General features: G+C 39.1%; 25 protein-coding genes and 1 tRNA gene. 19 read left to right on the top strand and 7 right to left on the bottom strand.

From position 1 onward, the window contains the following. Positions 1–182: 182 nt before the first annotated feature. The 3 genes from F3G86_RS04250 to der are packed head-to-tail and all read right to left on the bottom strand — an operon-like array spanning position 183 to position 2,281. A complete protein-coding gene (locus F3G86_RS04250; protein ID WP_149723078.1) occupies positions 183–383 on the bottom strand; it encodes a hypothetical protein in 201 nt (66 codons plus the stop codon). A 7-nt stretch (positions 384–390) separates the two neighbouring features. Next, positions 391–912: a shikimate kinase gene (locus F3G86_RS04245; RefSeq protein WP_103617886.1), complete on the bottom strand. Its 522-nt coding sequence runs from the start codon at positions 910–912 to the stop codon at positions 391–393. Further along, the gene (gene der / locus F3G86_RS04240) at positions 893–2,281 is read right to left on the bottom strand and encodes a ribosome biogenesis GTPase Der (protein WP_149723077.1); all 1,389 of its coding nucleotides are present in this window, start codon (positions 2,279–2,281) and stop codon (positions 893–895) included. The genes F3G86_RS04245 and der overlap by 20 nt, the downstream gene beginning before the upstream one ends. Positions 2,282–2,433: 152 nt before the next feature. Between der and F3G86_RS04235 the strand changes: the two genes are divergently transcribed. From F3G86_RS04235 to F3G86_RS04195, 9 genes are all read left to right on the top strand, one after another. Continuing rightward, a complete protein-coding gene (locus F3G86_RS04235; RefSeq protein WP_103566835.1) occupies positions 2,434–3,324 on the top strand; it encodes a DMT family transporter in 891 nt (296 codons plus the stop codon). A gap of 10 nt (positions 3,325–3,334) precedes the next feature. After that, a complete protein-coding gene (gene kdsA, locus F3G86_RS04230; RefSeq protein ID WP_021088300.1) occupies positions 3,335–4,135 on the top strand; it encodes a 3-deoxy-8-phosphooctulonate synthase in 801 nt (266 codons plus the stop codon). A gap of 15 nt (positions 4,136–4,150) precedes the next feature. Continuing rightward, positions 4,151–4,669: a hypothetical protein gene (locus F3G86_RS04225; protein WP_149723076.1), complete on the top strand. Its 519-nt coding sequence runs from the start codon at positions 4,151–4,153 to the stop codon at positions 4,667–4,669. A 4-nt stretch (positions 4,670–4,673) separates the two neighbouring features. Further along, positions 4,674–5,003: a DMT family transporter gene (locus F3G86_RS04220; protein ID WP_103630819.1), complete on the top strand. Its 330-nt coding sequence runs from the start codon at positions 4,674–4,676 to the stop codon at positions 5,001–5,003. Next, positions 5,000–5,323, top strand: a complete 324-nt coding sequence (locus F3G86_RS04215; RefSeq protein ID WP_004317710.1) for a DMT family transporter — start codon at positions 5,000–5,002, stop codon at positions 5,321–5,323. Before F3G86_RS04220 ends, F3G86_RS04215 begins: the two co-directional genes overlap by 4 nt. Positions 5,324–5,383: 60 nt before the next feature. Then, on the top strand, positions 5,384–5,854 hold the full coding sequence (gene ribH / locus F3G86_RS04210; protein WP_004317743.1) for a 6,7-dimethyl-8-ribityllumazine synthase: 471 nt from the start codon (positions 5,384–5,386) through the stop codon (positions 5,852–5,854). Between the two features lies 1 nt (position 5,855). Then, positions 5,856–6,251, top strand: a complete 396-nt coding sequence (nusB, locus tag F3G86_RS04205) for a transcription antitermination factor NusB (protein ID WP_149723075.1) — start codon at positions 5,856–5,858, stop codon at positions 6,249–6,251. Beyond that, on the top strand, positions 6,248–6,928 hold the full coding sequence (pyrF, locus tag F3G86_RS04200) for an orotidine-5'-phosphate decarboxylase (RefSeq protein WP_149723074.1): 681 nt from the start codon (positions 6,248–6,250) through the stop codon (positions 6,926–6,928). Before nusB ends, pyrF begins: the two co-directional genes overlap by 4 nt. A 212-nt stretch (positions 6,929–7,140) precedes the next feature. After that, positions 7,141–7,383, top strand: a complete 243-nt coding sequence (locus F3G86_RS04195) for a helix-hairpin-helix domain-containing protein (protein ID WP_149723073.1) — start codon at positions 7,141–7,143, stop codon at positions 7,381–7,383. A gap of 457 nt (positions 7,384–7,840) precedes the next feature. Here F3G86_RS04195 and F3G86_RS11185 read toward each other — a convergent pair whose 3' ends face one another. Continuing rightward, the gene (locus F3G86_RS11185; protein WP_411160681.1) at positions 7,841–10,084 is read right to left on the bottom strand and encodes a molybdopterin oxidoreductase family protein; all 2,244 of its coding nucleotides are present in this window, start codon (positions 10,082–10,084) and stop codon (positions 7,841–7,843) included. Positions 10,085–10,342: 258 nt separating this feature from the next. After that, on the bottom strand, positions 10,343–11,161 hold the full coding sequence (gene tupA, locus F3G86_RS04180; RefSeq protein WP_103558927.1) for a tungstate ABC transporter substrate-binding protein TupA: 819 nt from the start codon (positions 11,159–11,161) through the stop codon (positions 10,343–10,345). A 71-nt stretch (positions 11,162–11,232) separates the two neighbouring features. On the opposite strand from tupA, the gene tupB reads away from it, so the two are divergent. From tupB to F3G86_RS04135, 9 genes are all read left to right on the top strand, one after another. Then, positions 11,233–11,925: a tungstate ABC transporter permease TupB gene (tupB, locus tag F3G86_RS04175; RefSeq protein ID WP_103642980.1), complete on the top strand. Its 693-nt coding sequence runs from the start codon at positions 11,233–11,235 to the stop codon at positions 11,923–11,925. 9 nt (positions 11,926–11,934) lie between these two features. Next, complete coding sequence (gene tupC, locus F3G86_RS04170) at positions 11,935–12,888, top strand: tungstate ABC transporter ATP-binding protein TupC (protein WP_149723071.1); 954 nt, start codon at positions 11,935–11,937, stop codon at positions 12,886–12,888. A 245-nt stretch (positions 12,889–13,133) separates the two neighbouring features. Continuing rightward, positions 13,134–13,829, top strand: coding sequence for a TorD/DmsD family molecular chaperone (locus tag F3G86_RS04165; protein WP_103566866.1), 696 nt, complete (start codon positions 13,134–13,136; stop codon positions 13,827–13,829). Next, entirely contained in the window at positions 13,819–13,992 is a 174-nt protein-coding gene (locus F3G86_RS04160; protein WP_021085020.1) for a twin-arginine translocation signal domain-containing protein, read from the top strand. Before F3G86_RS04165 ends, F3G86_RS04160 begins: the two co-directional genes overlap by 11 nt. Positions 13,993–14,022: 30 nt before the next feature. After that, positions 14,023–16,845 (top strand): formate dehydrogenase subunit alpha, encoded by a 2,823-nt coding sequence (locus F3G86_RS04155; protein ID WP_149723070.1) that lies wholly within the window; start codon positions 14,023–14,025, stop codon positions 16,843–16,845. A 1-nt stretch (position 16,846) separates the two neighbouring features. Then, on the top strand, positions 16,847–17,488 hold the full coding sequence (gene fdh3B, locus F3G86_RS04150) for a formate dehydrogenase FDH3 subunit beta (RefSeq protein ID WP_103636027.1): 642 nt from the start codon (positions 16,847–16,849) through the stop codon (positions 17,486–17,488). Between the two features lie 115 nt (positions 17,489–17,603). Next, positions 17,604–17,694: transfer RNA gene (locus F3G86_RS04145), tRNA-Ser, on the top strand. A 147-nt stretch (positions 17,695–17,841) separates the two neighbouring features. Beyond that, complete coding sequence (locus F3G86_RS04140; protein WP_188116415.1) at positions 17,842–19,122, top strand: tyrosine-type recombinase/integrase; 1,281 nt, start codon at positions 17,842–17,844, stop codon at positions 19,120–19,122. Between the two features lie 662 nt (positions 19,123–19,784). Continuing rightward, positions 19,785–20,642, top strand: coding sequence for a tetratricopeptide repeat protein (locus tag F3G86_RS04135; protein WP_188116414.1), 858 nt, complete (start codon positions 19,785–19,787; stop codon positions 20,640–20,642). 31 nt (positions 20,643–20,673) lie between these two features. On the opposite strand, the gene F3G86_RS04130 is transcribed toward F3G86_RS04135, so the two are convergent. Continuing rightward, positions 20,674–21,012 (bottom strand): YolD-like family protein, encoded by a 339-nt coding sequence (locus F3G86_RS04130; protein ID WP_223228541.1) that lies wholly within the window; start codon positions 21,010–21,012, stop codon positions 20,674–20,676. Next, complete coding sequence (locus tag F3G86_RS04125; RefSeq protein WP_149723068.1) at positions 21,002–22,270, bottom strand: Y-family DNA polymerase; 1,269 nt, start codon at positions 22,268–22,270, stop codon at positions 21,002–21,004. The genes F3G86_RS04130 and F3G86_RS04125 overlap by 11 nt, the downstream gene beginning before the upstream one ends. Before the next feature lie 114 nt (positions 22,271–22,384). Here F3G86_RS04125 and F3G86_RS04120 point away from each other — a divergent pair. Further along, the coding region (locus F3G86_RS04120; RefSeq protein WP_149723160.1) for a DUF4062 domain-containing protein at positions 22,385–24,348 on the top strand (1,964 nt) is incomplete at its 3' end.

The following is a 24,348-nucleotide window of genomic DNA, read 5'->3' as shown; positions in this document are numbered from 1 at the left end:
CCTTTAAATGAGTTTGTAAATTTTAATCATCGACAGGCTAAATGCCTAGTCTTGATTAAAATTTGACTGCACAACATTTAAATTCATCTCAAAACACTTCGCCAAAAGCTTTTAAATTTTAACATCACGTTAGACTTTGTGCGTCTAGCTTGATCTTAAAATTTATCTCACAGACTAAATGCTTAGTCTTGATTAAAATTTGACCGCACAACATTTGTCGCTTTAGCGTTGCGAACAAGTGAAGCAAAATTCATCTCAAAATTTCGCCAAAATTTCTCACTACAAAACGTTAAATTTGGCTCAAATATTACAAATTCCAACACCACGCCAGATAGCCATCTAGCCTGATCTTGAAATTTATCGTTGCAAGCAGCCCACGCCACTTTGCAACTAAACTTTTAAAAGTATCCTTATCTCTTTTACGATCTGCTTTGGAGTTTTGCCCTCCACTTCAACGATATAATCAGCCTTTTTCTCATAGAGCTTTTCTCGCTCCAGATGCAGTGCCTCGGCCTTTTTTAGGTCGCTTAAAAGCGGGCGTTTGGCGAGTTTTTTCTCGCTATTTTTGCTATTTTTTAGCCTTTGCATGATCGCATCAAAGCTTGCTTTTAGATAGATCACAGTGCCAATTTTGTTTAAATTTTTAACCTTTGCAAAGCCCCCACCTGTCGAGATGATCGCATTTTTGACACTTGTGGCTAGAAATTTAGCTAGATCCTTTTCAAGCTGCCTAAAATGCTCTTCGCCAAATTCATCAAAGATAGCCTTTATCTTCATATTTTGTGAGCTCTCTAGCAAGTCGTCGCAGTCAAGGTTCATCGTCTTTAGTGCCTTACTTAGTGCCCTTGCAGTGGTGCCCTTGCCAACGCCCATAAACCCTATCAAAACGATATTATTGTTCTTTGTCTTCATCACTCTCTCCACGTTTTTTAGGGATTAGCACGATAGGCACGCCAGCTAGATTAAAGCTCTCTCTAAGCTTGTTTGTAAGGTAGCGTTTGTAGCTAAAGTGCAGGCATTTTGGGCGGTTCATTATGAGCGCTATCATGATAGGTGCGGTTTTAAACTGCACTGCGTAGTAAATTTTTACAACCCTGCCTTTATCTCGTGGCAGTGGGTGCGCCTTGGTCGCTTCGCCGATCACTTCATTTAGCTTTGAAGTTTGGATTTTTTGGGTGTAGTTTTTGTAAATTTCAACTATGAGCGGGTAAATTTTATGCACTCTCTTGCCGCCAAGTGCCGAAACACTGATGATTGGCGCATATGAGAGAAATTTAAACCTATCTTTTATCTCTTTGCAAAGCTCGTCAAATTCTTCGCTGCTTTTGTCCCATTTGTTTAGCACGATGATGACGCCAAGCTCAAATTTCGAGGCGATGCCAGCGATGCGCTCATCAAGTTCAGTTAGTGGCTCAGAGCTATCAAGCACAAGTAGCGCCACGTCTGTCTCTTCTAAAATTTTCTCAGTTCTATTTAGCGCGTATCTCTCGATACCCTCGATCTTGCCGCGCTTTCTGATACCAGCAGTATCGACAAACTCAAAAACTCTGCCATCATGTTCGTAAATTTCATTTACTGGGTCGATCGTAGTGCCAGCTACGTCGCTAACAACGGCACGGCTCTCTTTTACAAGGGCATTTAGAAGTGAGCTTTTGCCGACATTTACGCGGCCTATGATGCCAACTCTTATGTTTTTGCTCTCATAGTCTATCTCGTCGCTTAGCTCGCCATCGTCGTTATAGTTTTCTAAAAAATCATCAAAATCATCGCTCGTATCGGCCTTTATCTGCACTTTCGCTTCTAGGTGTTTTGCCAGCCAGATGCTAAGCTCATCTACGCCAGTGTTGTGGCTTACTGAAATGCCAAATGAGTTTTTCGCGCCAAAACTTACAAATTCCCACTCTCTTTGCTCGTCTTTTTTGCTGTCGATTTTATTTATGACTAGAGCGATTGGTAAATTTAGCTTGCTAAGCTCGTAAAAAATGGCTCTATCCTCGTCATCTGGCATCATTTTGCCATCGACCATGTATAGGATAACGTCTGAGTTTCTAGCCTCTGCTAAGGTCTTTGCTTTTACGTTTTTAAAAAGCTCGCTGCTATCATCAAGCCCGCCGCTGTCAATTAATATACACTCTTTGCCCTCAACTTCGATCTTAGCTTTATTTGTATCTCTTGTAGTGCCGCTAACGTCGCTTGTTATGGCGATACGTCTTCTTGCTAAGCGGTTAAAAAGTGAGCTTTTGCCGACATTTGGCTTGCCTACTAATATTACTTTTTGCAAATTTTGTCCTTTTTATGATGGCTGATTATACAAATTTTTCTCTTATATAAAGTATAAAATTATGCTTAAAAGCGCCGAAATAAAAGAAAAAATCAACCAAAATTTAAGCCATTTTTTATTAAAATGAGTGCTTCAAATTTAGAGGTTTTGCGATGTTAAAAAGGTTTTATATTTCACATCTTGGCATTTTTTATATGCTCTTTGCTTGCTTTATGTTTGCCGTGACTGGCGCATTTGCAAAGTATCTGAGCAAAGATATGCCTTCTATCGAAGTTGTTTTTTTTAGAAATTTGATCGGACTTTTCATCGTCATCTACGCCATCTATAAATTTCCATTTAAACAAACTGGCGGACACTTTTTCTTGCTGATGTTTCGCGGTTTTGTGGGCACGGTGGCGCTTTTTGCCTTTTTTTATAACGTCGCGCACGTAAATTTAGCCACAGCCTTTACATTTCAAAAGACAAACCCGATATTTACAGCCATTCTCGCAGCTATCGTGTTTAAGGAGCGGCTAAGCTCGCTTGGCTGGTTTGCTGTCTTTTTGGGATTTGGTGGGATTTTGCTTGTTATCCAGCCAAATTTAGGTATCAATAAAACCGACATAATCGGCATTTGGAGTGGCCTTGGAGCGGCTATTGCCTATACGAGTGTCAAGGAGCTAAACAAGAGCTACGGCACAAATATTATCGTGCTAAGCTTCATGCTTTGGGGCTCATTTTTGCCGCTTATTTGCATGGGGCTGGCTGAGTTTTTTACATACGAGCCTCTTGATTTTTTATTTTCTAAATTTACCATGCCAAGCTGGCACAACGTCGTTTTTATCTTGCTAATGGGGCTTAGTGGCTACTATTTTCAGGCGTTTATGACAAAGGCATTTGCAGTTGGCAAAAAAGCTGGTGTAATCGCTGCGGTTAGCTATGCAGACGTCATTTTTACGCTTATTATTGGCTATTTTATGGGCGATGCGTTGCCAAATCACCTAGCGCTCGCAGGTATCGTGCTTGTTGTGGTGAGTGGAATTTTAGTTGTTAAAGAAAAATAAAGGAGAAAAAATGATCTTAATCGCTGGACCTTGCGTTATAGAGAGCAAGGAGCTTGTTTTTGAAGTGGCAAAAAGGCTAGTTAAATTTAACGAAAATCCAAAGCTTGATTTTTACTTTAAGTCTAGCTTTGACAAGGCAAATCGCACGAGCATTAGCTCGTTTCGTGGCCCTGGGCTAGAGAAGGGTTGTGAAATTTTAGCTGAGGTGAAAAAAGAATTTGGCTTTAAAATTTTAACCGATATCCACGAGAGCTATCAAGCTCAGCCAGTTGGCGAAGTGGCTGATGTGCTGCAGATCCCTGCATTTTTGTGCCGTCAAACTGATTTGCTCGTGGCAGCTGCAAAGACAAAAGCGGTCGTAAATATAAAAAAAGGGCAGTTTTTAGCAGCTTCAGCGATGAAACACTCTGTTAAAAAAGTACTTGAAACAAGAGGAGTTAGCGGCGATGGATACGAGGTCGCAAAGGCAAATGGCGTCTGGCTAACGGAGCGTGGAAGCACCTTTGGATATGGAAATTTAGTCGTTGATATGAGAAATTTAGTGATGATGAGAGAATTTGCGCCAGTCATTTTTGACGCGACTCACAGCGTGCAGATGCCAAGCGCACTTGGCGAAAAAAGCGGCGGTGACGCTAGGTTTGTGCCTTATCTTGCAAGAGCAGCAGCTAGCGTTGGGGTGGATGGATTTTTCTATGAGACGCACATAAACCCTTGCGAAGCGCTTTGTGACGGGCCAAATATGCTAAATTTAGACGAGCTTGAAAAGGTCGTAAGTGACACGCTAAAGATAGAGGAAATTTTAAATTTTTAAACTAAGGAGAGAGGGATGAAAAGGATTTTAGCGCTACTTTTAGGAGTGTTATTTTTAGTAGGTTGTGGCTCATCTCAGCCAAAGGTGCCACTTGCTGGCAAGTATAAATTTGAGGGCATTAGCTACACTCATGTGCAGCACCACGAGCCGACAAAATTTTTCTATCAAAGCCCAAAAATGATCGAGAAAAAGTATAACAAGCAAATCACTGAGGCGCTTACAAAAGAAAATTTGCTAGATCCAAATTCTAGCGATGAGCTAAAGATCAAGATCACTCACCGCAGGGAATTTATAGGCGAAGCGACCTTTGCTAAGAGCGATAGGATGGGCAATATCTACCTTACTTACGAGGTAGAAGTCGTTAGAAATGGCGAAGTTTTGAGGCATTATGGCTCTAGCGAGCTAAGGTTTGACCCTGGAGTTTTTGGAAATTTAAAGGGGCTAGTTGGACAAAATAACGATGATAGCTTTGAAAATAAGGCGATTAGCGCAAATGTAAAAGAGATCGTTAGCACCATAAAAGGCATGAAGTAAATTTATGTCAAATAGAGGCTTTTTGTGGATATTGCTTGGCGCGGTGGCCGAGTGCGGTTGGGCGTATGGGCTAAAGCACGCTTCAAATTTAAGTGAGTTTTTGCTTACGACATTGCTAGTAAGCATAAGTTTTGTCTCGTTTATGAAGGCTTTAAAGTATCTGCCCGTAAGCATATCTTATGCTGTATTTGTGGGCTTTGGAACGGTTTTTATCGTTATAGCCGAGATCGTTAGCGACTACGTAGCAAGCGGGATCATGCCAAATTTTATTAGGCTATTTTTCATAGCGACGCTCATTTTAGGCGTGCTTGGGCTAAAAGGCATAAAAGAATGATCCACTTTTTAGCGCTCTTGCTAGCTGGATGTTGTGAGGTCTCTGGCGTCTTTTTTATCACCAAATTTTCAAAAAGCACAGGCGTAAAAAAGTGGGCAAATTTCATCCTTTTGCTTGGAAATTTCGCCCTTTCTTTAACGCTACTTAGCTATGCGATGCAAACTATCGCTATGTCGGTGGCGTATGCGATCTGGACAGGCATCGGAGCGATCGGAGCAGTAGTGGTTGGTGTAGTTTTTGAAGGTGAGAAGATAAATTTTAAAAAAGCCTTGTTTTTAGCGCTCATCATCTTTAGCGTCATCATGCTAAAGATAGTTTGACGAAGGGTCTATTTTTAAACAAGCTTTTGCTAAACTTGCATAAAAAATAAAGGAGCAAATATGAAAATAATCGAGGGAAATTTAGCCCTAAAAGGCAACGAAAAGATAGCGATCATCAACGCAAGGTTTAACCACATCATCACAGACCGCTTGGTAGAGGGTGCAAAAGATGCATTTTTACGTCACGGCGGCGACGAGAAAAATTTAACTTTAGTGCTAGTCCCTGGCGCATTTGAGATACCTATGGCGCTTGAAAAAGTGCTTGCAAGCGGTAAATTTGACGCGGTTTGCTGTGTGGGGGCGGTGATAAGAGGCTCAACGCCGCACTTTGACTACGTAAGTGCTGAGACAACCAAAGGCATCGCAAACGTCACGCTAAAATACGCAAAACCAGTCACTTTTGGCGTGCTAACGGTAGATAACATCGAGCAAGCGATCGAGCGAGCTGGCAGCAAGGCTGGAAATAAGGGTTTTGAAGCGATGACGGGCGTTATAGAGATGCTAAATTTATACAAAAAGCTAGGAGAGTAAAATGGCCACACGTCATCAAGTGAGACAAGCCATCGTTTCGCTACTTTACTCAAATGAGATAAATCCCGTAACTGCGGAGTTTGAAGAGGAATTTTTAGAAGAGAAAAAGATAAGAAATGAGCGCAAAAACGAGGCGCAGCAGACCTTTAAAGAGGTGTTAGCAAACAAAGAAAAGCTAGATGAAATTTTAAAGCCACACCTAAAAGATGGCGACTTTAGCAAGGTTGGCGCAACAGAGCTTGCTATCCTTAGACTTGGGCTTTATGAGATGAAATTTAGCCAGACAGATAAAGCCGTCATCATAAATGAGGCGATCGAGCTTGCAAAAGAGCTTGGAAGTGATCAGGCGCCAAAATTTATAAACGGCGTGCTAGATAAGATAAAGGCCGCTCTATGAAGCTCTGCGTCGCTCTTGATATGGCGAGCAAGGATGAAAATTTAGCCCTTGTGCATGAGCTAAAAGGGCTTGATCTTTGGCTAAAAGTGGGGCTTAGAAGCTACCTTAGAGACGGAGCTAAATTTATAGAGGAGCTAAAAGGGGCAGGGGAGTTTAAAATCTTTCTTGATCTAAAGCTCTATGACATCCCAAACACGATGGCAGACGCGGCTGAGGTCGTCTCAAAGATAGGCGTGGATATGATAAACGTGCACGCAAGCGCTGGCGTACGTGCAATGAAAACTGTAATGGAGCGTCTTAATGCGCTGCAAAATCGCCCTTTGGTGCTTGCCGTATCGGCACTTACTAGCTTTAATGGGAGCGAATTTGAAGCGGTTTACAACGATACGCTTTCGCGCTCGGTTAGGAAATTTAGCCAGATGAGCTTTGAAGCGGGGCTTGACGGCATGGTCTGCTCGGTCTTTGAAAGCAAACTCATAAAAGACGTGACAAATCAAAATTTCATAACGCTTTGCCCTGGAGTTAGGCCTTTTGGCGAGAGTGCGGGCGATCAAAAGAGGGTTGCAAATTTGGTTAGCGCAAAGCAAGAGGGCAGCGACTTTATCGTCGTTGGCAGACCGATCTACGAAAACGCAAATCCAAGAGAAATTTGCGAACGCATTTTGGAGCAAATTTAACGTCTGCGTTTGCGCGAAATTTGACGGGAAATCATTTTAAGGGTGGTTTTGCGTGTAATAAATTTTTAAATTAAACCACCTCGTGCGTAGCTTGGATAACGACTTAGCGCAGTAGCAAGATAAAATTTAGCGAGCTTTACAACGCGCTGGAATTAAATTTAAAATTTTATTGCGGCGAGTTTGGCGGAGCTTAAAAGAAATTTGAGGTAAATTTGAGCGATTTTAAGAAAATCCCATATGTCGGTGAGGCGACGCAGGCGGATCTACTGGCACTTGGCTACACCGACATCGCTTCATTAAATGGCGCAGATGCTGACGAGATGTTTGAACGCACAAAGGCGTTTGGACGAGGCAGTGATAGGTGTATCCTCTATGTTTACCGCATGGTTTGCTACTACGCAAACACTCCACACCCAGACAAAGCCAAGTTAAAATGGTGGCTTTGGAAGGATTAAATTTTTAAATTTCTAGCGCTAGTTTTTAAATTTGACCTATTAAATTTAAATAGTGCAAGTCTTTGCAGAACACAAGTACACTTTTTGCCGCTAAAAAACGGAGCTAAAAAATCGGTTTTTTAAATTTAAAATATAGGCTTAGACATGCTTTCTTTATTTAAAATTTTTCTAGTCGTTTTTGTGCTTTAGTTTGAAAAATTTATTTGCTTATGAGGGGCTTTGATCTTATAAACAAATTTGTAGTTGTTTTGAAATTTCATGATTTTTTAATTCTTTTTCTTTTTTCATAAAAGTGGATCTTCGTCAAATTTATTAGTGTTAGAAATACAAAATATATACACATTATAAGTAAATTTTTGATCAAAGATTAGAGCTTTTATAGTGGAGCTTAAATGCAGACGATAAGAGAAAATATTCCTATAAAATTGTATGATTCAAGGGCATTGCGCCCTTGAAATTATGATCTAACAGGTGAAAGATAAGGTTTTTCAGAGTGCATAGACATCTCGTTTTGTTGTCTAAATGCTATATACTCCTCTTCACTTAACCTTTTTATGTTAGCTATAGTGATCTTAAGAGGTGTGATACCTGATAGTGGGTCGTGGTCTTGTGCGTTTGCAAGCTCGTTACCGTCAGCCTCACTATAGTGGAAAGTCGTAAATATCGTACTTTCTCTAAGGTCAGGATTTACGCGGAGTTTAGCTGCGATCCTACCACGTTTATTCTCTACCATTGCGTAGCAGCCATCTTCTAGCTCTCTTTCTCTTGCGATATCAGGGCTTACTTCGATTAGCGGACCTTCGATACCAGCACCATACTCTAGTGGTGGGCACTCTCTAGTCATCGTACCAGTATGGTAGTGATATACTTTTCTACCTGTTGTAAATAAGCAAGGATAGACCTCATCAGGTACTTCGCTCATCGCACCTGAGCCTACTGGATAGCCATCAGGTATATGCATTTTGGCTTTAAATTCAGCCTCCATGCCCGCACGCTTATCTTTATCGTCTGCGTAAAGTACTGGAGCTAGGCGGAATTTACCATCAGGTAGCATTGATTTGTGATCGGTATAAAGATCAGGTGTGCCTGGGTGATCTTCATCAGGGCATGGCCAGCTGATGCCACCTAGTTTTTCAAGTCTATAGTAGCTGATACCACCAAAGAATTTAGGCATTAGTTTTCTAAGCTCATCCCAAACCTCTTCTGCACTTAAGAAGTCAAATCCCTCAAGTCCCATAGCTTTTGCGATGTTGCAAACTACTTTCCAGTCAGGCTCTACGCCAGCTACTGGTTCGCTTGCTTTTCTAGTTCTTTGAACGCGGCGAGATGTGTTGATAAATGTTCCATCTTTCTCGCCCCAACCAGCTGCAGGTAAGACAACATCGGCCTTTTGAGCACTCTCCGTGAAGAATAGATCTTGTACGATAAAGCAGTCTAGGTGGTGCGTAGCATGCACAAAGTGCTCTGTCCAAGGGTCACTCATAACAGGGTTTTCGCCGTAAACGTAAAGCACTTTTAGCTCGCCGCTATCCATCTTATCAGGTGCGTATGTTAGTTTAAAGCCAGGCACTGGATTAAGCTCGAAGTGCCAAACTTTGCGAGCTTGCTCTTGTGCGTAAGCGCTATTTACTGCACCTGCTGGGATGACGTTAGGTAGCGCACCCATATCGCATGAGCCTTGAACGTTGTTTTGTCCACGAAGTGGATTTACTCCAGCGCCTTTTTTACCTAAATTTCCTGTTAGGATCGCTAAATTTGAAAGCGAGAATACATTTGATGTGCCATCACTAAACTGAGTGATACCCATAGTGTAGCAAATAGCAGCACTGCCAGCTTTTGCATACATCCTAGCAGCCTCAGTGATAAGCTCTTTTTTGACGCCAGTCTCACGCTCAAATCTCTCAGGAGTGAAGTCTTTTACCGCTTCTTTTAGATACTCAAAACCCTCTGCATATTTTTCGATAAATTCTGTATCTTGTAAATTTTCAGAGATGATGACGTTCATCATTGTGTTTAGTGTTTTGATGTTTGAGCCAACTGGAATTTGCAAGAATATATCGGCTTTTTTAGCCATATCAGTGCGTTTTGGATCCACAACGATCATTTTTGCACCGCGCTCTAAGCCTCTTTGCATCTGCATAGCGATGATAGGGTGGCATTCGCTTGTGTTTGTGCCTATTAGTAAAAATACATCTGTATCAGTCGCAAATTCAACAAGATCGTTTGTCATTGTTCCGTTTCCAAGGGTGCTGGCAAGACCTGCCACTGTTGGAGCGTGTCAAAGACGAGCGCAGTGATCTACGTTGTTACTTCCTAAAGCACGAAAGAATTTTTGAAATACATAGTTGTCTTCGTTGTTTGAACGAGCTGAACTAAAGCCCATAATAGAGCTTGGACCATATTTTTCTACGCTATTTTTAAAAGTCTTTCCTAAAAATTCATAAACCTCTTCAAAGCTAACCTCTTCGAGTTTGCCCTCTTTGTTAAACTCTCCGTTTAGTTTTCTCATCATTGGTTTAGTTAAACGTTTTGGAGAATTTACAAATTCCCAACCAAACATACCTTTTAAGCACAACTCGCCATCATTTACATGGTGGTTATCAGTCGGCTTTGCATCGACTATCCTACCGTTTTCTACGATAAGGTCTATGCCGCAACCAGTTCCGCAATACGGACAGGTTGTTTGAACAATCTTTTGCATAGATTTCCTTTCAAGTAATATTTCTAATAGTTCGGTTATTATATACCTTATAAAATAAAAGTAGTTTTAAAATTAATTATTTTATTTAAAAAAAATTTAAGTAATATGCAAAATTTGCATATTACTTTGACGCTGAATTTACGGAGCTTTTTACCATTTTTTGTCTTATTTTAAATTTGGTTTTTAGCTTAAGTGATTAAAAATAAATTTAAAGATTATGAAAATTTATAAAAAATGGGCGATTGCTCGCCCGTTGTATTAGTTCTTGCGTGTGTTTGCGTCTGGAGTGAAAAGTGGCTTATCAAGAAGCTTGAAGTCGCCTATAAATTTCTGACCCTCTTCACTTGTTGCCCATTTTATAAATTTCTCTGCATTTTCGATGTCAGTTTTAGGGCAGTGTTTTGGATTTACTGCGATTAGAGAGTAGAAGTTTTTAAGATCGTTGTCGCCCTCGTTGATGATAACCATCTCAGGATGACCTTTTTGGTTTGCTTCATATTTAATGTAAGTACCGCGGTCAGTAAATGTAACGCCTTTTTGCTCAGCAGCAGCATTTATCGTAGCTAGCATGCCTTGACCTGTTTGCATATACCAGCTATCTTTTTCAGGGACTTCGCCAGCGATCTTTTTCCAGATGCCTTTTTCTTTATTGTCTGTGCCTGATTTGTCGCCACGTGAGAAGAATTTGATACCATCTTTTTTGATAAGCTCAAAGCTTTGTTTGATATCTTTACCTTTAAATTTATCAGCGATTGATTTATCAGCGATAACGACAAAGTCATTGTACATTACGGCATTTCTTTTTAAGCCAAAGCCTTTTTCTACAAATTCTTTCTCAACTTTTGGTGAGTGAACGAAAAGTACGTCAGCGTTGCAGTCTTCGCCAAGCTTTAGAGCTGCACCTGTACCAACAGCTGTCCATTTTATATCAACACCTGTTTTAGCCTTATAAACTGGATAGATCGCGTCAAGCAAGCCAGTGTTATCTGTACTTGTTGTAGTCGCCATGATTAGTTCATTGTCAGCGCCAAACGCCAAAACTGCGGCTGCTAGTGAGCCTAAAATAATCTTTTTCATTTTTCTCCTTTTTAGAAAATGTGGTATTATAGCATATTAAAATAATATGAATAAAAAAATAGGAATAATATTTGGATTTTTTACTTAATGGCTTTACAGAAGCCTTTAATCTACTTTTAAACGGCAATCTTGAAACATATTCAGCCATCAAGGCTACCCTTTACACATCAAGCGTGTCGATACTTTTTGCTGTTATTGTGGGCTTCCCACTTGGTTTTATACTTGGCTTTTATGACTTTAAAGGTCGCAAAATTTTACGCCTTCTAAGTGACACAGCTCTTGCCATGCCAACGGTTGCGATCGGTCTTATTTTATACGCATTTATCACGAGAAATGGCCCGCTTGGCAGCCTAAATTTACTCTTTACGCTAAAAGCGGTCATGCTAGGCCAGTTTGTGCTAGCCCTTCCTATCATCATCTCGCTTACTGCAAGCGTGGTTGAAAATATGGAGAAAAAGCACTATCTAACTATCCTAAATTTACGCCTCGCGCCAGCAAAGCTAGTTTGCTGCGTGCTTTACGAGCTACGCTACGCCCTCATGGTCGTCATCGCCACTGCTTACGGCAGGATCGTCGCTGAAGTGGGCGTTGCGATGATGATAGGCGGCAACATCAAGTACTTTACCAGAACGATCACCACAGCCGTTTCGCTTGAAACAAACAAGGGTGAATTTGCCATGGGTATAGCGCTCGCGATGGTTTTGATATTTATTGCATTTTTAGTAAATTTGGCGATCTTTGCGCTAAGAAAACTAGACAAATAGGAGCAAATTTTGATAAAGATAAGAAATTTACACCTAAGCTATGGCAAAAGCGAGATCCTAAATATCCCAAGCCTTGATATAAATACTAAAAAAATAACTGCTCTAATGGGCAGCAACGGCAGCGGCAAAAGCACGCTCATACGAGTGCTCTCACGCCTACAAAGCCCAAATAGCGGCGAAATTTCACTCTGGGGAGAGAGCAAACCAAGCCTTGAAATGTTGCGTAAAATTTCAGTTTTACTGCCTGAGCCAGCCCTTTTAAAAAGAAGTGTGAGAGAAAATTTCAAAGCCATCTTAAAAAGTAGAAATTTACTAAGCAAATTTGAGGAGCGAACTAGCGAAGCTCTGACACTTGTAGGACTTGATGAGAAGTTTTTAAACAAGCGCCACTTTGAGCTAAGCTCAGGGCAGACGCAGCGCATCGCATTTGCTTTGGCACTTTCTTTAAGAGCGCCATTTTATCTGCTTGATGAGCCGACAAATAGCGTTGATATCGCCACTTCAAAGCTCTTTAGCAAGGCTATAAATTTAATGCACGAGAAATATGGCTGCGGCTTTGTCATCGCTAGTCACGACGAGAAGTGGCTTAGTATGCTAGCAAACGAGTGCGTGTTTTTGCACAAAGGCAGAGTCTGCGAGTTTGAATACAAAAATATCTTTGAGATAGAAGGTGGCGTGCTAAGCTTTGGCGATGATTTGAAGCTAAATTTACCTTCAAATTTTAAAGGTAAAAGCAAGATCACGATCAACCCAAGCAAGATAAAAATTTCTAAAACAGGTGGAGAGGGTCAAATTTCAGGGATTTTGCACTCGGCCTCGCTCTACATGGGCAATGAAAAGCTTTTGAAGGTCAAAGTTGGCGACTTTTTGATCAAAATTTTTAGCCACGATGATGAAATTACAAAGATCGGCGAGCGAGTATTTTTAAAATTTGAAGATGGCTCGATGCTAGCTTTAGAGTAAAATTTACTTCCACTTTTTAAATTTAGCCCAAAAATAAAAATGGATATCAAAAAAGAGCTAAATTTTAATAATCATGCTAAAAAATCATATCTTATATAACTCCCTAAAAATAGCATTTTTAAATATGCAATCAAGGCATATTTAAGCTTTTTTTAACTTTTCTAATTTATTTTATTTTAAGCCACATTAATAAGGCAATTAATTGTATAGTTTCGGTGTCGTTAAAAAACTATTTAAGGAAAAAGGTGAGCACAAAAGAGGAATTTGCAGCTGGCAGAAAACTTTACTACGCTACTTTCTCTAAATTCTTCGTATTTAGTGAAGATGAAAAGAGATTTGATGGTCTTAGTAAAATGCTTGATCTTATCAAAGAATATAGCCTAAACGATGAAGTCTCGCAAGCTGCTACTAATATAAAAAGTAAATTTAATGAAAAAAATCCAGAGAATTTGATCACCGAATTTGATGACATTTTTCACACTCCGCCAAGTCCGCTTCGAAACTCGCTCTCTTTTTACGATGAGGGATATGAAGTGGGTCATGCTTGCGCTAATGTGCGTAAAATTTTAGCTAAGACAAACATCAGAAGAGATGAGAGTAAATTTAAAGAGAATGAAGATAACGTGGGCTTTGTCTTTACGCTTATGAACGAGTTTATCGGTAAATTTGACGAGTGCGAGGAAGAGCTTTTTAAAAATATTATAAATCCAAACATTGATGAGTTTATAGAGAATTTATATGAGCATAAAAATAGTGAAATTTACAAGGATGTGGCCGTTTTACTAAACGAATTTATCGCGTTTGAGCGCGTGGCACTAAACTCACCAAAACCAGTCAAGATAGACCACAAAAAGAGCGATGGTCTTTCAAGATCTGAAAGCATAAGAAGAGAAAAAAACAGGATAAGAAAACTAAGAACGGAGGGTACATATGCAAAATAGACGCGAATTTCTAAAAAAAGTCGGTCTAGTTGGCGCTGTAGCAGCAAGCGGTGCTGTAGCAGCAAATGCTAATGAAAATTTAAAATCAGGAAAGAGTAAAAAGACCGAAGTGCTTTACAAAAGAAGCAAATACTGGGAACTTTACTACAAACAAGCAAAATAAAATTTGATAGAAATTTAAGAAAGGATGAAAATGTCTGAAGCTAGATTAAACGCTACGCCAAACAACATCGGCCGTAGATCGTTTTTAAAAATGGCTGCATTAGCAAGTACTTGTGGAGCGGCCGGCTTTGCAGCAAGCAATGTCACAAGAGAAGCAACAGCTCAAGAGATGGCAAACCCATTTCCAGACTCAAAAATAGTAAAAACTGTCTGCACAGTTTGCTCTGTAGGATGCGGAGTGCTAGCAGAGGTAGAAAATGGTGTATGGGTACGTCAAGAAGTAGCACAAGATCACCCAGTAAGTGCTGGTGGTCACTGCTGTAAAGGTGCAGACGTTATCGATATGGTGCGCTCACACTGCCGTGTAAAATATCCAATGAAAAAAGTTGGTGGCAAGTGGCAACGCATCTCTATGACGCAAGCACTTGACGAGATCGGCGCAAAACTAAAAGCTTACCGCGAGAAAAATCCAGAGCAAGTAATGTTTTTAGGATCAGCAAAAGACTGCAACGAGCAAAGCTACTATATAAGCAAATTCGTTGCGATGTTTGGGACAAACAACCTAGATCACCAAGCACGTCTTTGACACAGCTCTACAGTCGCCGGTGTGGCGAATACTTGGGGTTATGGAGCTATGACAAATCACCTTGGAGATATCCAAAACGCGAAGTCTATTTTTATAATCGGATCAAACCCAGCGGTCAATCACCCAGTTGGCTTTAGACACTTTTTAAAAGCAAAAGAAAAGGGTGCTAAGCTAATAGTAATCGATCCAAGATATACAAGAACAGCTGCAAAGGCTGATTATTTCGCACAAATTCGCCCAGGAACGGATATACCTTTTGTATATGGCATGATGAATCTCATCTTTGAAAATGGCTGGGAGGATAAGAAATTTATTGATGACCGTGTTTATGGTATGGATCTGATTCGTGAAGAGGCTGCAAAATGGACACCAGAAGTCGTTGAAGATGTGACTGGAGTGAGCGCTGCAACTCTTAAAGAGATCACAGAAGTCTATGCTAAAAACCGCCCTGGCTCAGTCGTTTGGGCGATGGGTCTAACTCAGCACACAATAGGTAGCTCAAACACTCGTATAGCTCCGATCTTGCAACTAGTGCTTGGCAACATGGGCGTAAGTGGTGGCGGATGTAACATCCTAAGAGGCCACGATAACGTTCAAGGTGCAACTGATATGGCAAATTTACCAGATAACCTACCTGGTTATTACCCTAAAAATGAAGGAAGCTGGAAATATTTTGCAAAAATGTGGAAGGTTGATTTCGAGTGGCTGCAAAAGAATTTTATCAAGCCTGAGTGGATGTTTAAGCCAGGATTTTCACTTGCACGCTGGTGGGCTGGTACGCTCAATGGTAAAGATGGCAATGATGCGATCGATAATGCAGGAGATAGCCTAAAAGCTCTTGTGGTTATAGGAAATGGTATCACATCTACTGCACAGCAAGCAAAGGTTCAAGAGGGTCTTGATGCACTTGAGTTACTTGTTTGTGTAGATCCGTTTGTAAATGACGCTGCCGTTATAACAAATAAAAAAGATAATGTATATATCATACCTGCTTCAACTCAGTATGAAACTAGCGGTACAGTCGTAGCTACAAACAGAAGTGGTCAATGGAGAAGCCAAGTATGCAAACCACTTTATGAGAGCATACCTGATCATGAATTGTTATTTGAACTAGCTAAACGCATAGGCTTTTATGACGAGCTAACTCGCACTATAAGGGATGCTGACGGCAAGATAGAGTGGCCAGAAGCTGCTACTCACGAGATAGCAAATATTATAAAAACTATCGGTATGACTGGCTGGACACCTGAGCGCTTAAAACGCCACCAAGAGAACTGGGATAAATTTGATGAAGTAACATCTCTTGGCAAGCCTGGCACTCCTGTTGAGGGCGAATACTACGGACTTCCATGGCCATGCTGGACAGAAAATCACCCAGGTAGCCCAATACTTTATGATACACATAAATCAGTTCGCGAAGGCGGAATGGGCTTTAGAAACCGCTTTGGTTTAGAGCACAACGGTGTTAGTCAGCTAGCAGCTGAGGGCTCAGCGCCAGTTGGTTCATCTATAAATGGCGGATATCCTGAGATCAAAAAAGACAATATCGAGAAAATTTTAGGCATCACACTAACTGATGATGAAAAAGCAAGGATCGGAGCCAGCTGGTCAACTGATGATAGTAATATCATAGCAACAAAATGCTTGGAGAAAAACATCGCTCCGTATGGCAATGCACGTGCTAGAACTATCGTTTGGACATTTGCCGATCAGATCCCTCAACACAGAGAGCCGATCCACTCACCAAGACCAGATCTAGTCAAGAAGTATCCAAGCTTTAAAGATAAAGCAAAACAATACCGCGTTGATACTAAATTTGAAAGCTTGCAACAAAGTAAGGACTTCTCAAAAGAATTCCCTATCAACCTTATTACAGCTCGTCTTGTAAATTTCAGTGGTGCTGGTATGGAGACGCGTGCTAGTAAGTATCTATCACGCATTACGCCTGAGATGTTTGCTGACATCCACCCAGAGCTAGCAGCTAAACATGGCATTAAAAATTGGGATTTTGTTTGGGTTCATTCACCTGAGGGTACCAAGATCAAGGTTCGTGCAAGGATAGTGCCATCAGTCAAGCCTAATATGATCTTCTTACCATTCCACTGGGCTGGATATATGCAAGGTGTTGATATGACTGGAAATTTCCCAGAAGGAACTTTGCCATTTGCGGTTGGTGAGAGTGCAAATACCGTAACAAACTACGGATATGACATAGTCACTCAAATTCCAGAAACAAAAGGCGGTCTTTGCCGCATAGAAAGGGCATAATATGAGCGCATTTAACGATAACAATAGACTTAAATTTTACTGCGACACAGATAGATGCATTGATTGCAACGGTTGCGCAGTAGCATGTGATGAAGCTCATGAGTTGCCTATCGGTGTTAGAAGACGCCGCGTCGTCACACTAAATGAAGGTGTGCCAGGTAAAGAAATTTCAACATCAATCGCATGTATGCACTGCGAAGATGCACCTTGTTCGCTTGTTTGCCCAGTTGATTGTTTCTACATCAGAGCTGATGGCATCGTGCTTCACGATAAAGATATCTGCATAGGTTGTGGATACTGCTTGTATGCTTGCCCATTTGGTGCACCACAATTCCCTAAGGATGGTGCTTTTGGCGCAAGAGGCGTAATGGATAAATGCACTATGTGCGCAGGCGGTCCGCTACCAACTAATAGCGAAGAAGAGCGCGAAGTATATGGACAAGATAGAATTTCTGAGGGCAAAGTGCCAGTTTGTGCTGCGATGTGCTCTACAAAGGCTTTATTAGTTGGCGAGTCAGATGTGATCGAAAAAATCTACAATGACAGAGTTGCTGCAAGAGGTTATGGCGAAAAAGACCTAAAACAAACTACTGTTTGGAAGATCGCTTACTACGCTGGCGACAGACTAAAACTAAAAGCATAAATTTATAGGTGCTTTTTGCACCTATAAATCATTAAAATTTAGCAAAAGTGTATTTTGACTTAATTTTAAGCACTCTATCAGGAGTATTTAAATATAATCCACTTTTCTAATACTTGGACAGATGGGTGAGCGGCTGAAACCACACCCCTGCTAAGGGTGCAGCTCTTAATCGGGGCTCGAGGGTTCAAATCCCTCTCTGTCCGCCACCAACACAATATTTTTCTTTACAACTTCCCTAAATTTAGGCGTTTTAGCTACGTTTATTAGCAGATATTTTTGTCCTAAATTTCAGACAAATCAGCTTTGTTACAGAAAATTTGCACTTTTGTTACAGAAACTATTTGGATCATTCTATGAGCTCTAGATTGATCACAAAGGTTCCCAACAGACCAAATTTTTACTTTTTTGATACTGCTCTTAAAGATGACAAAAAGCTAACTGTTAAATTTTGCCTTTTCACAAAAGATATAGATGAGGCAGTAAGACTGGCAAATTCTATAAAAGCCGCAGCCAACGAAGCTCTTGCTAAAAAGATAACCACGACACACGCGAACTCTAAAAGTCTAAGAGCCTTAATAAACATTAAAAGGCAAAATGAGCGGTGCATTAAACAAAATGGCCTATTTTTAGACGTTAGCGAATATAAAGAGCTCTCAAAAGAGGTGATAGCTAAATTTTATAATCTAATAGCGCCGGAAGAAAAGCTTGAAAAAGAGCTCAAAACATTATTGGATGTATCTTTAAGTCCAAAAGAAGCCACACCGCTATCTTTTGAAGCAGTAGCTAAAAGATATGTGCAAACAGAGTGTTTAAAGCTAAAATCCAGCGATAAGACCAAGGGCTATTATGTTAAAACTGGCAAGCTCTTGGATGAGTTTTTTAAAGATCATCAAGGTAAAGAGTTTAGCTACAGCGATGCTGAAAATTTTCAAACAACTCTAGCAAGCAAAAAACTCAACAAAAAGACCATCAACAACTACACATCTTACTCAAAAAGGCTCTTTGACTATGCCGTAAAGATGGGCAAGCTCACGACCAATCCATTTAAAATGCTTACATCCTTTAAAATTCCAGCCGATGAGAAGTCGCCAAAAGACAACTTTAGCCTAGATGAATTAAAAATAGTTTTTGCTACAAAAAGGCTTGATCTACGAAACTATATGATGTTTGCTCTTCATACTGGGCTAAGGCTTAATGAAATTTGGCAACTTGATAGCAAAAGTGTAGGCGAAGAAGATGGCATAAAATTTATAAATGTTAAGACAGTCAAGCAAAAAGGAGGCGTTAGCAAATATAGGCAAATTCCACTACATAAGAATATTGAGCATTTGGCTGATTTGAAGTGGCTAGAGCAAATCAAGAAAGGAAAAGAGAGTAGTGATTATTTTGGAAAGCGCCTAAATAGACATATCCACAAATCTATCCCAAGTGCAAATGTTAGTTTTCACAGACTACGTGGCAATTTCGCAAAAGCCATTAAAGACTATTGTTTGGAAAATTCTCTAGCAGATCTTACTTCCGTTCTTTTGGGTCATAGCACAGACCTAGCAACCGACACATATGCAAAAGGAGTGTCCTTGAAGGCTAAAAAAGAGGCATTAAAGGGGCTTGATGACTATTATTTACTAGTTTAAAATACCTACTTTGAAATATAATTAGTGGTAGAGTTGTAGCTATCTTGGTGTAAATTATAGAGATGGCGCTGGCTTTGAAAAAAATATGCAAAACGCATACTCTTACTTTAAAAAATCTTGTTATGACTACAACTATGCTAGAGGATGCACAAATTTAGGCGAAATATTATGCAAATATGGCAATTATACCAATGCAAAACAAGAGGCAAAAGACGCGCTAAATAAAGCATACTATAAACTAGGCGACAAAAAAGCACTAGATATACTTAATCAATATTTTAGCAACTAAACACTCATGGGAAGCTCTCCCATGAGTAAATTTACATCTTATAAAACCTGCCAGAGCTCTTTATCTACCATTAGACCTTCCTATTTACCACAAACCCTACTAACTTCATCCATAAATTTTTCAGTCTGCTTATCTCTTTTTTATCGAATACCTTTTTAAGTAGAGCATGGTCATTTTCACTAAAATCATAAAATTTACTAACAAAAAGAGAGAGTGCATATGTATTTACAATAGAGTTTAAAATTTGTGTTATCAAGTGATCTATAAAGAGAGATAAAAATAAAACATATACTTATACAATTTAAGTATTCAGTAAGAATAATTCTTATATTATTTTTCGCTTAGTAAATAAATTTCAAACATGGAACTAGTTATGAAAGATCTTTTTAAAATAGTAGTTTTTGTCGCTTTTTCTTTAAATTTCTTATATGCAAAAGCTACAATACTAGTAGATGGCTACACAAAAAAATTGCTTTTTATGAACTTAAAAGATGGTGGCACTATCTATGTAGATAACGAAAAAAGAGGAGTGACATCTTTAAAAGAGCCAGCGTCCATTTTAGCCGAAAATGGCAATCATGAGATAAAAGTATGCTTTCCAGATGGGAAAAGCACAACACATAAAATATGCGGTGAGCAAAACGTCACCGTATCAGATAATGAACAAATCAATATAAAAATAAAAGCAGACAAACTTACCGATATGTCGCCACTAGAAAAAAATGAAGCAAAATGCCAATATGGGGATTTAGGGGCTTGTATTGTTTTGGGGATGAACTATTATAGTGATAAAAATGAACAAAAAGACTATAAAAAGGCAGATGAGCTATATCAAAAAGCTTGTGATGGTGGAAATATGAGTGGCTGTGTTGATGTTGGTTTTGCTTATATGTATGGCAAGGGTGTAGAAAAGGATATCAAAAAAGCGATAGATCTTTTTAAGAAAGCTTGCGAAAAAGGTGAAATGAGTGGATGCGTCGTTTTAGCAGATGAATTTGAACATGGCAAAGGGATAAAAAAAGATACTCTAGAGGCTATGCGCCTATATGAAAAAGCCTGCAATGGAGGCAATATGGCAGGTTGCGTTAAATTAGGGATCGCATATAAACATGGAACATGTGGTATAAAAAGCGTTTCAGAAGCAACAAAACTATTTGAAAAAGTTTGCGATAGCGGATATGAATGGGGATGCTACTATTTGAATCAGTTAAAATCTCAAAGATATAACTAGAGCCATATAAAAGGCTTTAGATAACGTAAAACTAACTAAAAGGGCGAGCAATCGCCCATCTTCTAACTATCTCCACCTCATTTATATCTTTAAATTTGATCTTAGTTTTTACGATCATGAGGATTTTATCTTTGAAATTTACATCTGAGACTAGGCCGCCAGTTTTTACGTAAGTAAAGCCGTCGTGGTAGCTCACACGCACTTCGTCAGCTATTTTTATCTCGCTTAATTTTTTTAAAATTTCATCGATCTTGCTCTCATCAAGCTCTAGTTTTTCGCATTTTTCTCGCTCTTTTTGACGCAAGGCTCGCTCTAAGGTAGAAAGAGGATTAAACGAGCTAAAAATTTTCGCCCTATCTTTACTCACCACTCTTGTGCCCTCCGATCTTATTGTTTCTATCTTGCCCAGTCGCCTCTGGCAGCAGGTCGATCGCGCGCAGGATCGAGTTTTTACCAAATTTCTCTTTTATCAAATTTAGCGACTTTAGCACCGCTTTTTCTTTGGCGTCATCTTCAAATAGGCTAAACTCAACCAAATTTTCTTTCACCACATCGTTTGCAGATATGCCTATTTGCCTGATTAGCCCAGCATTTTTTATCTTGTTTAAAAGCAGCTCCTCAGCCGCACTCATCAGCACGCTTGAGATGTTTGTTGGCGTTTTAAACCTCACGCTCGCACGTTGCTGCGGCTCGAGCTTATCGGCAAATCTCACATTTATCGTTAGCCCACTTGCTCTTACATCTTTGTTTATGAGCCTAAGAGCGAGCCTGTCAGCCATCTCTTTTAGCACGATCACCGCCTCGCAGCGCTCGTAGTCTCTTGGTAAAATTTCCGAGCTAAAGTAGGACTTCGTGCTTGGTTTATAGGCCTTTATATCGGCTATCGTTGTTGGCTCTATGCCGTTTGCGTGATCTATCGTGATGTAGGCATCGACGCCAAAAATTTTTTCAAGCAGACTTTTTGGTGCATTTGCGATATCTTTCATGCAAAAGATGCCGCATTTTTCGAGCTTTAGCCTAGTTTGCTTACCGATACGCCAAAAGTCACTTAGCGGCTGATGCGTCCAAAGCTGCTTTTTGTAAAGCTCTTCGTCAAGATAGGCGATGCCGTCATCTTGGTGCTTTGCTAATATATCAAGCGCGATCTTTGCGAGGTATAAATTTGTCCCCATGCCACAAGTCGCCGTCACGCCAGTCGTTTTTAATATCTCATCCATCATCATCTTTGCCATCTCTTTTGCGCCAAGAGCATAAAATTTCAAGTAAGAAGTGAGGTCTATGAAGCACTCATCTATCGAATAGACGTAGATGTCCTCTTTGGAGACATATTTTAGATAAATTTCATAGATCCTTGCGGCGTAATCGATGTAAAACTGCATCCTAGGTGGCGCGATGATAAATTTGATATCTCTTGGTATCTCAAAGAGTCTGCAGCGGTTTTTCACCCCTTTTACACGAAGCGCAGGGCTGACAGCTAAGCAGATGCCGCCACTACCACGACTAGCATCAGCCACGACCAGATCAGCCTTAAATGGATCAAGCCCACGCTCTACGCACTCAACCGAGGCGTAAAAGGATTTTAGGTCGATAACGGCGTAAATTTTCTCTTGCAAATTTTGGTTTTTCATAAGGGGATTATAGATGAAATTAAGTTATAGAATTTTAATGTCTTTATCTTTTAATATTTTTACATAAATTTATAGTATGATTTTTTATAAAAACTTTTTAATAGGATAAAAGAGATGCAAAAGACTTTTCGTATATTTATCTCATCAACCTTCAACGACTTTAAAACAGAGCGTAATATACTTCATAAAGAAATATTGTCTGAAGTAAAGAAGTATTGTAGAGCTAAAGGTTTTACTTTGCAAGCCATAGATCTAAGGTGGGGCATAAATAATGAAGCTCAAAAGGATCAAAAGACACTTCCTATGTGTTTGGCAGAGGTTGCAAACTGCAAAGCATACCCACATCCAAATTTTATTATATTTTTGGGGAGTAGATATGGCTGGATACCACTTCCATATATGATAGAAAAATTGGAATTTGAAGAAATTTTAAAAAATACAGACAAAGCTAAAGAGCTTAATGAGTGGTATTTTTTAGACGAAAATCAAATTCCAAGCTCGTATATATTGAAATCACGCACTGGTAAATTTGAAGATTTTGAAATTTGGGAAAACAAGGAGAATGAGTTACGCGAGATATTACAAAATGCTAGCAAAAATCTGACCGATGATAAAAATAAAAAGTATATTACATCAGCAACACATTGTGAATTTGAGGAGATATTAAAAGGTGATGATAATAACCAATATATAATATCCATTATAAGGGATATTAAAGACAAGGGCATAAATGAAAAAGATGTTATAAATTTTAGAAATGAAGTTAAAAATAAAGTAGCAAAATACAATCAAATAACACATCAAGTAAAAGAGGTTAAGCAAAAAGACGGCAGTATTGCATATGAAATAATAGATAAAGAAAAATTTGTGCAAGATATCAAGACAGCACTTGTAAAAAATATTGATAAAGGAATATCGTATATAAAACAGGACAACAAAAATATAGATCATGAAAATTTTAAAAATAGTAAGATTGATATATTTTTTGGCAGAAAGAACTCGCTGGATATGATTAACAACTATATTAACAGTGAAGAACAAACTCCTTTTTATATATACTCTGATTCTGGCATGGGCAAGTCTGCACTTATGGCAATGGCAATAAGCAACCAAGAAAAACAAAACAATCAATCAAAAATTATTTATAGATTCGTTGGTGCTAGTGCAGATTCATTTTATAAAAGAGATTTACTAGTTGGTATAATAGATGAGGTTACAGAACAAAATTACATTTATGAAGATCAAGAATATGAATTTGATGAGCAGATAAGAAGAATTTTAGAACAAAATCAGGAACGTGAAACCATTATATTTATAGATGCTCTTGATCAAATAAAAATCAATGACGATCTTAAGTGGTTACCGCAAGTTTTAGGTAAAAATTTAAAGGTTGTTCTTTCTGTATTAAAAGACGAAAATTTTAAAGAGGATAGTATCTATTATGATATATTAATTGACAGATATGGTACTATAAACAGCCTTGATCTAAATAGAGATAGTTTAAGAAATAATGCTGATGAAATTTTTGGGGCCATTTTAGCAAAATACAACCGTACTTTAACACAAACACAAATGAACTTAGTTAAGGATAAATTTTATAATGCAAATTGCTCTCCATTATATGCCTATATAATATCACAAGAGTTGCGAAATATAAGATCACAACAAAGCATAGATATCGCAGATGATATATCTGGTGCCATAAATGAATTTGTTGATAATTTAATAAAGATATACCATCATAACGAGATATTTGTTAGAAAAATTTTAAGTCTTATAGTTTTTAGTAAATATGGAATTAGTGAAAATGAGATATTTGGCATACTTTCAGAAGATTTACAAGATGAAGTAGAATTTCAAAAAGCTATTTTAAATGATTTTCATGAACCCATAAAAGCCCCTAATCCACTGAGAAATGATAGAGATGAGCTTGTTTTGCCGGCATCTTTATGGTCAAGTTTGTCAAATAAATTAGAGCCATTTTTTATTAAGACTCAAAAAGATGGTGAAATACTAATCAACTTTTTTCATAGACAATTTAAACAGTCTATATCAAAATTATATGAAGCCTATAAGAT

It is taken from the genome of Campylobacter concisus, from assembly GCF_902460595.1.
Taxonomy (GTDB): Bacteria; Campylobacterota; Campylobacteria; order Campylobacterales; family Campylobacteraceae; genus Campylobacter_A; species Campylobacter_A concisus_BL.
This window is presented reverse-complemented; position numbering and strand designations above follow the sequence as displayed.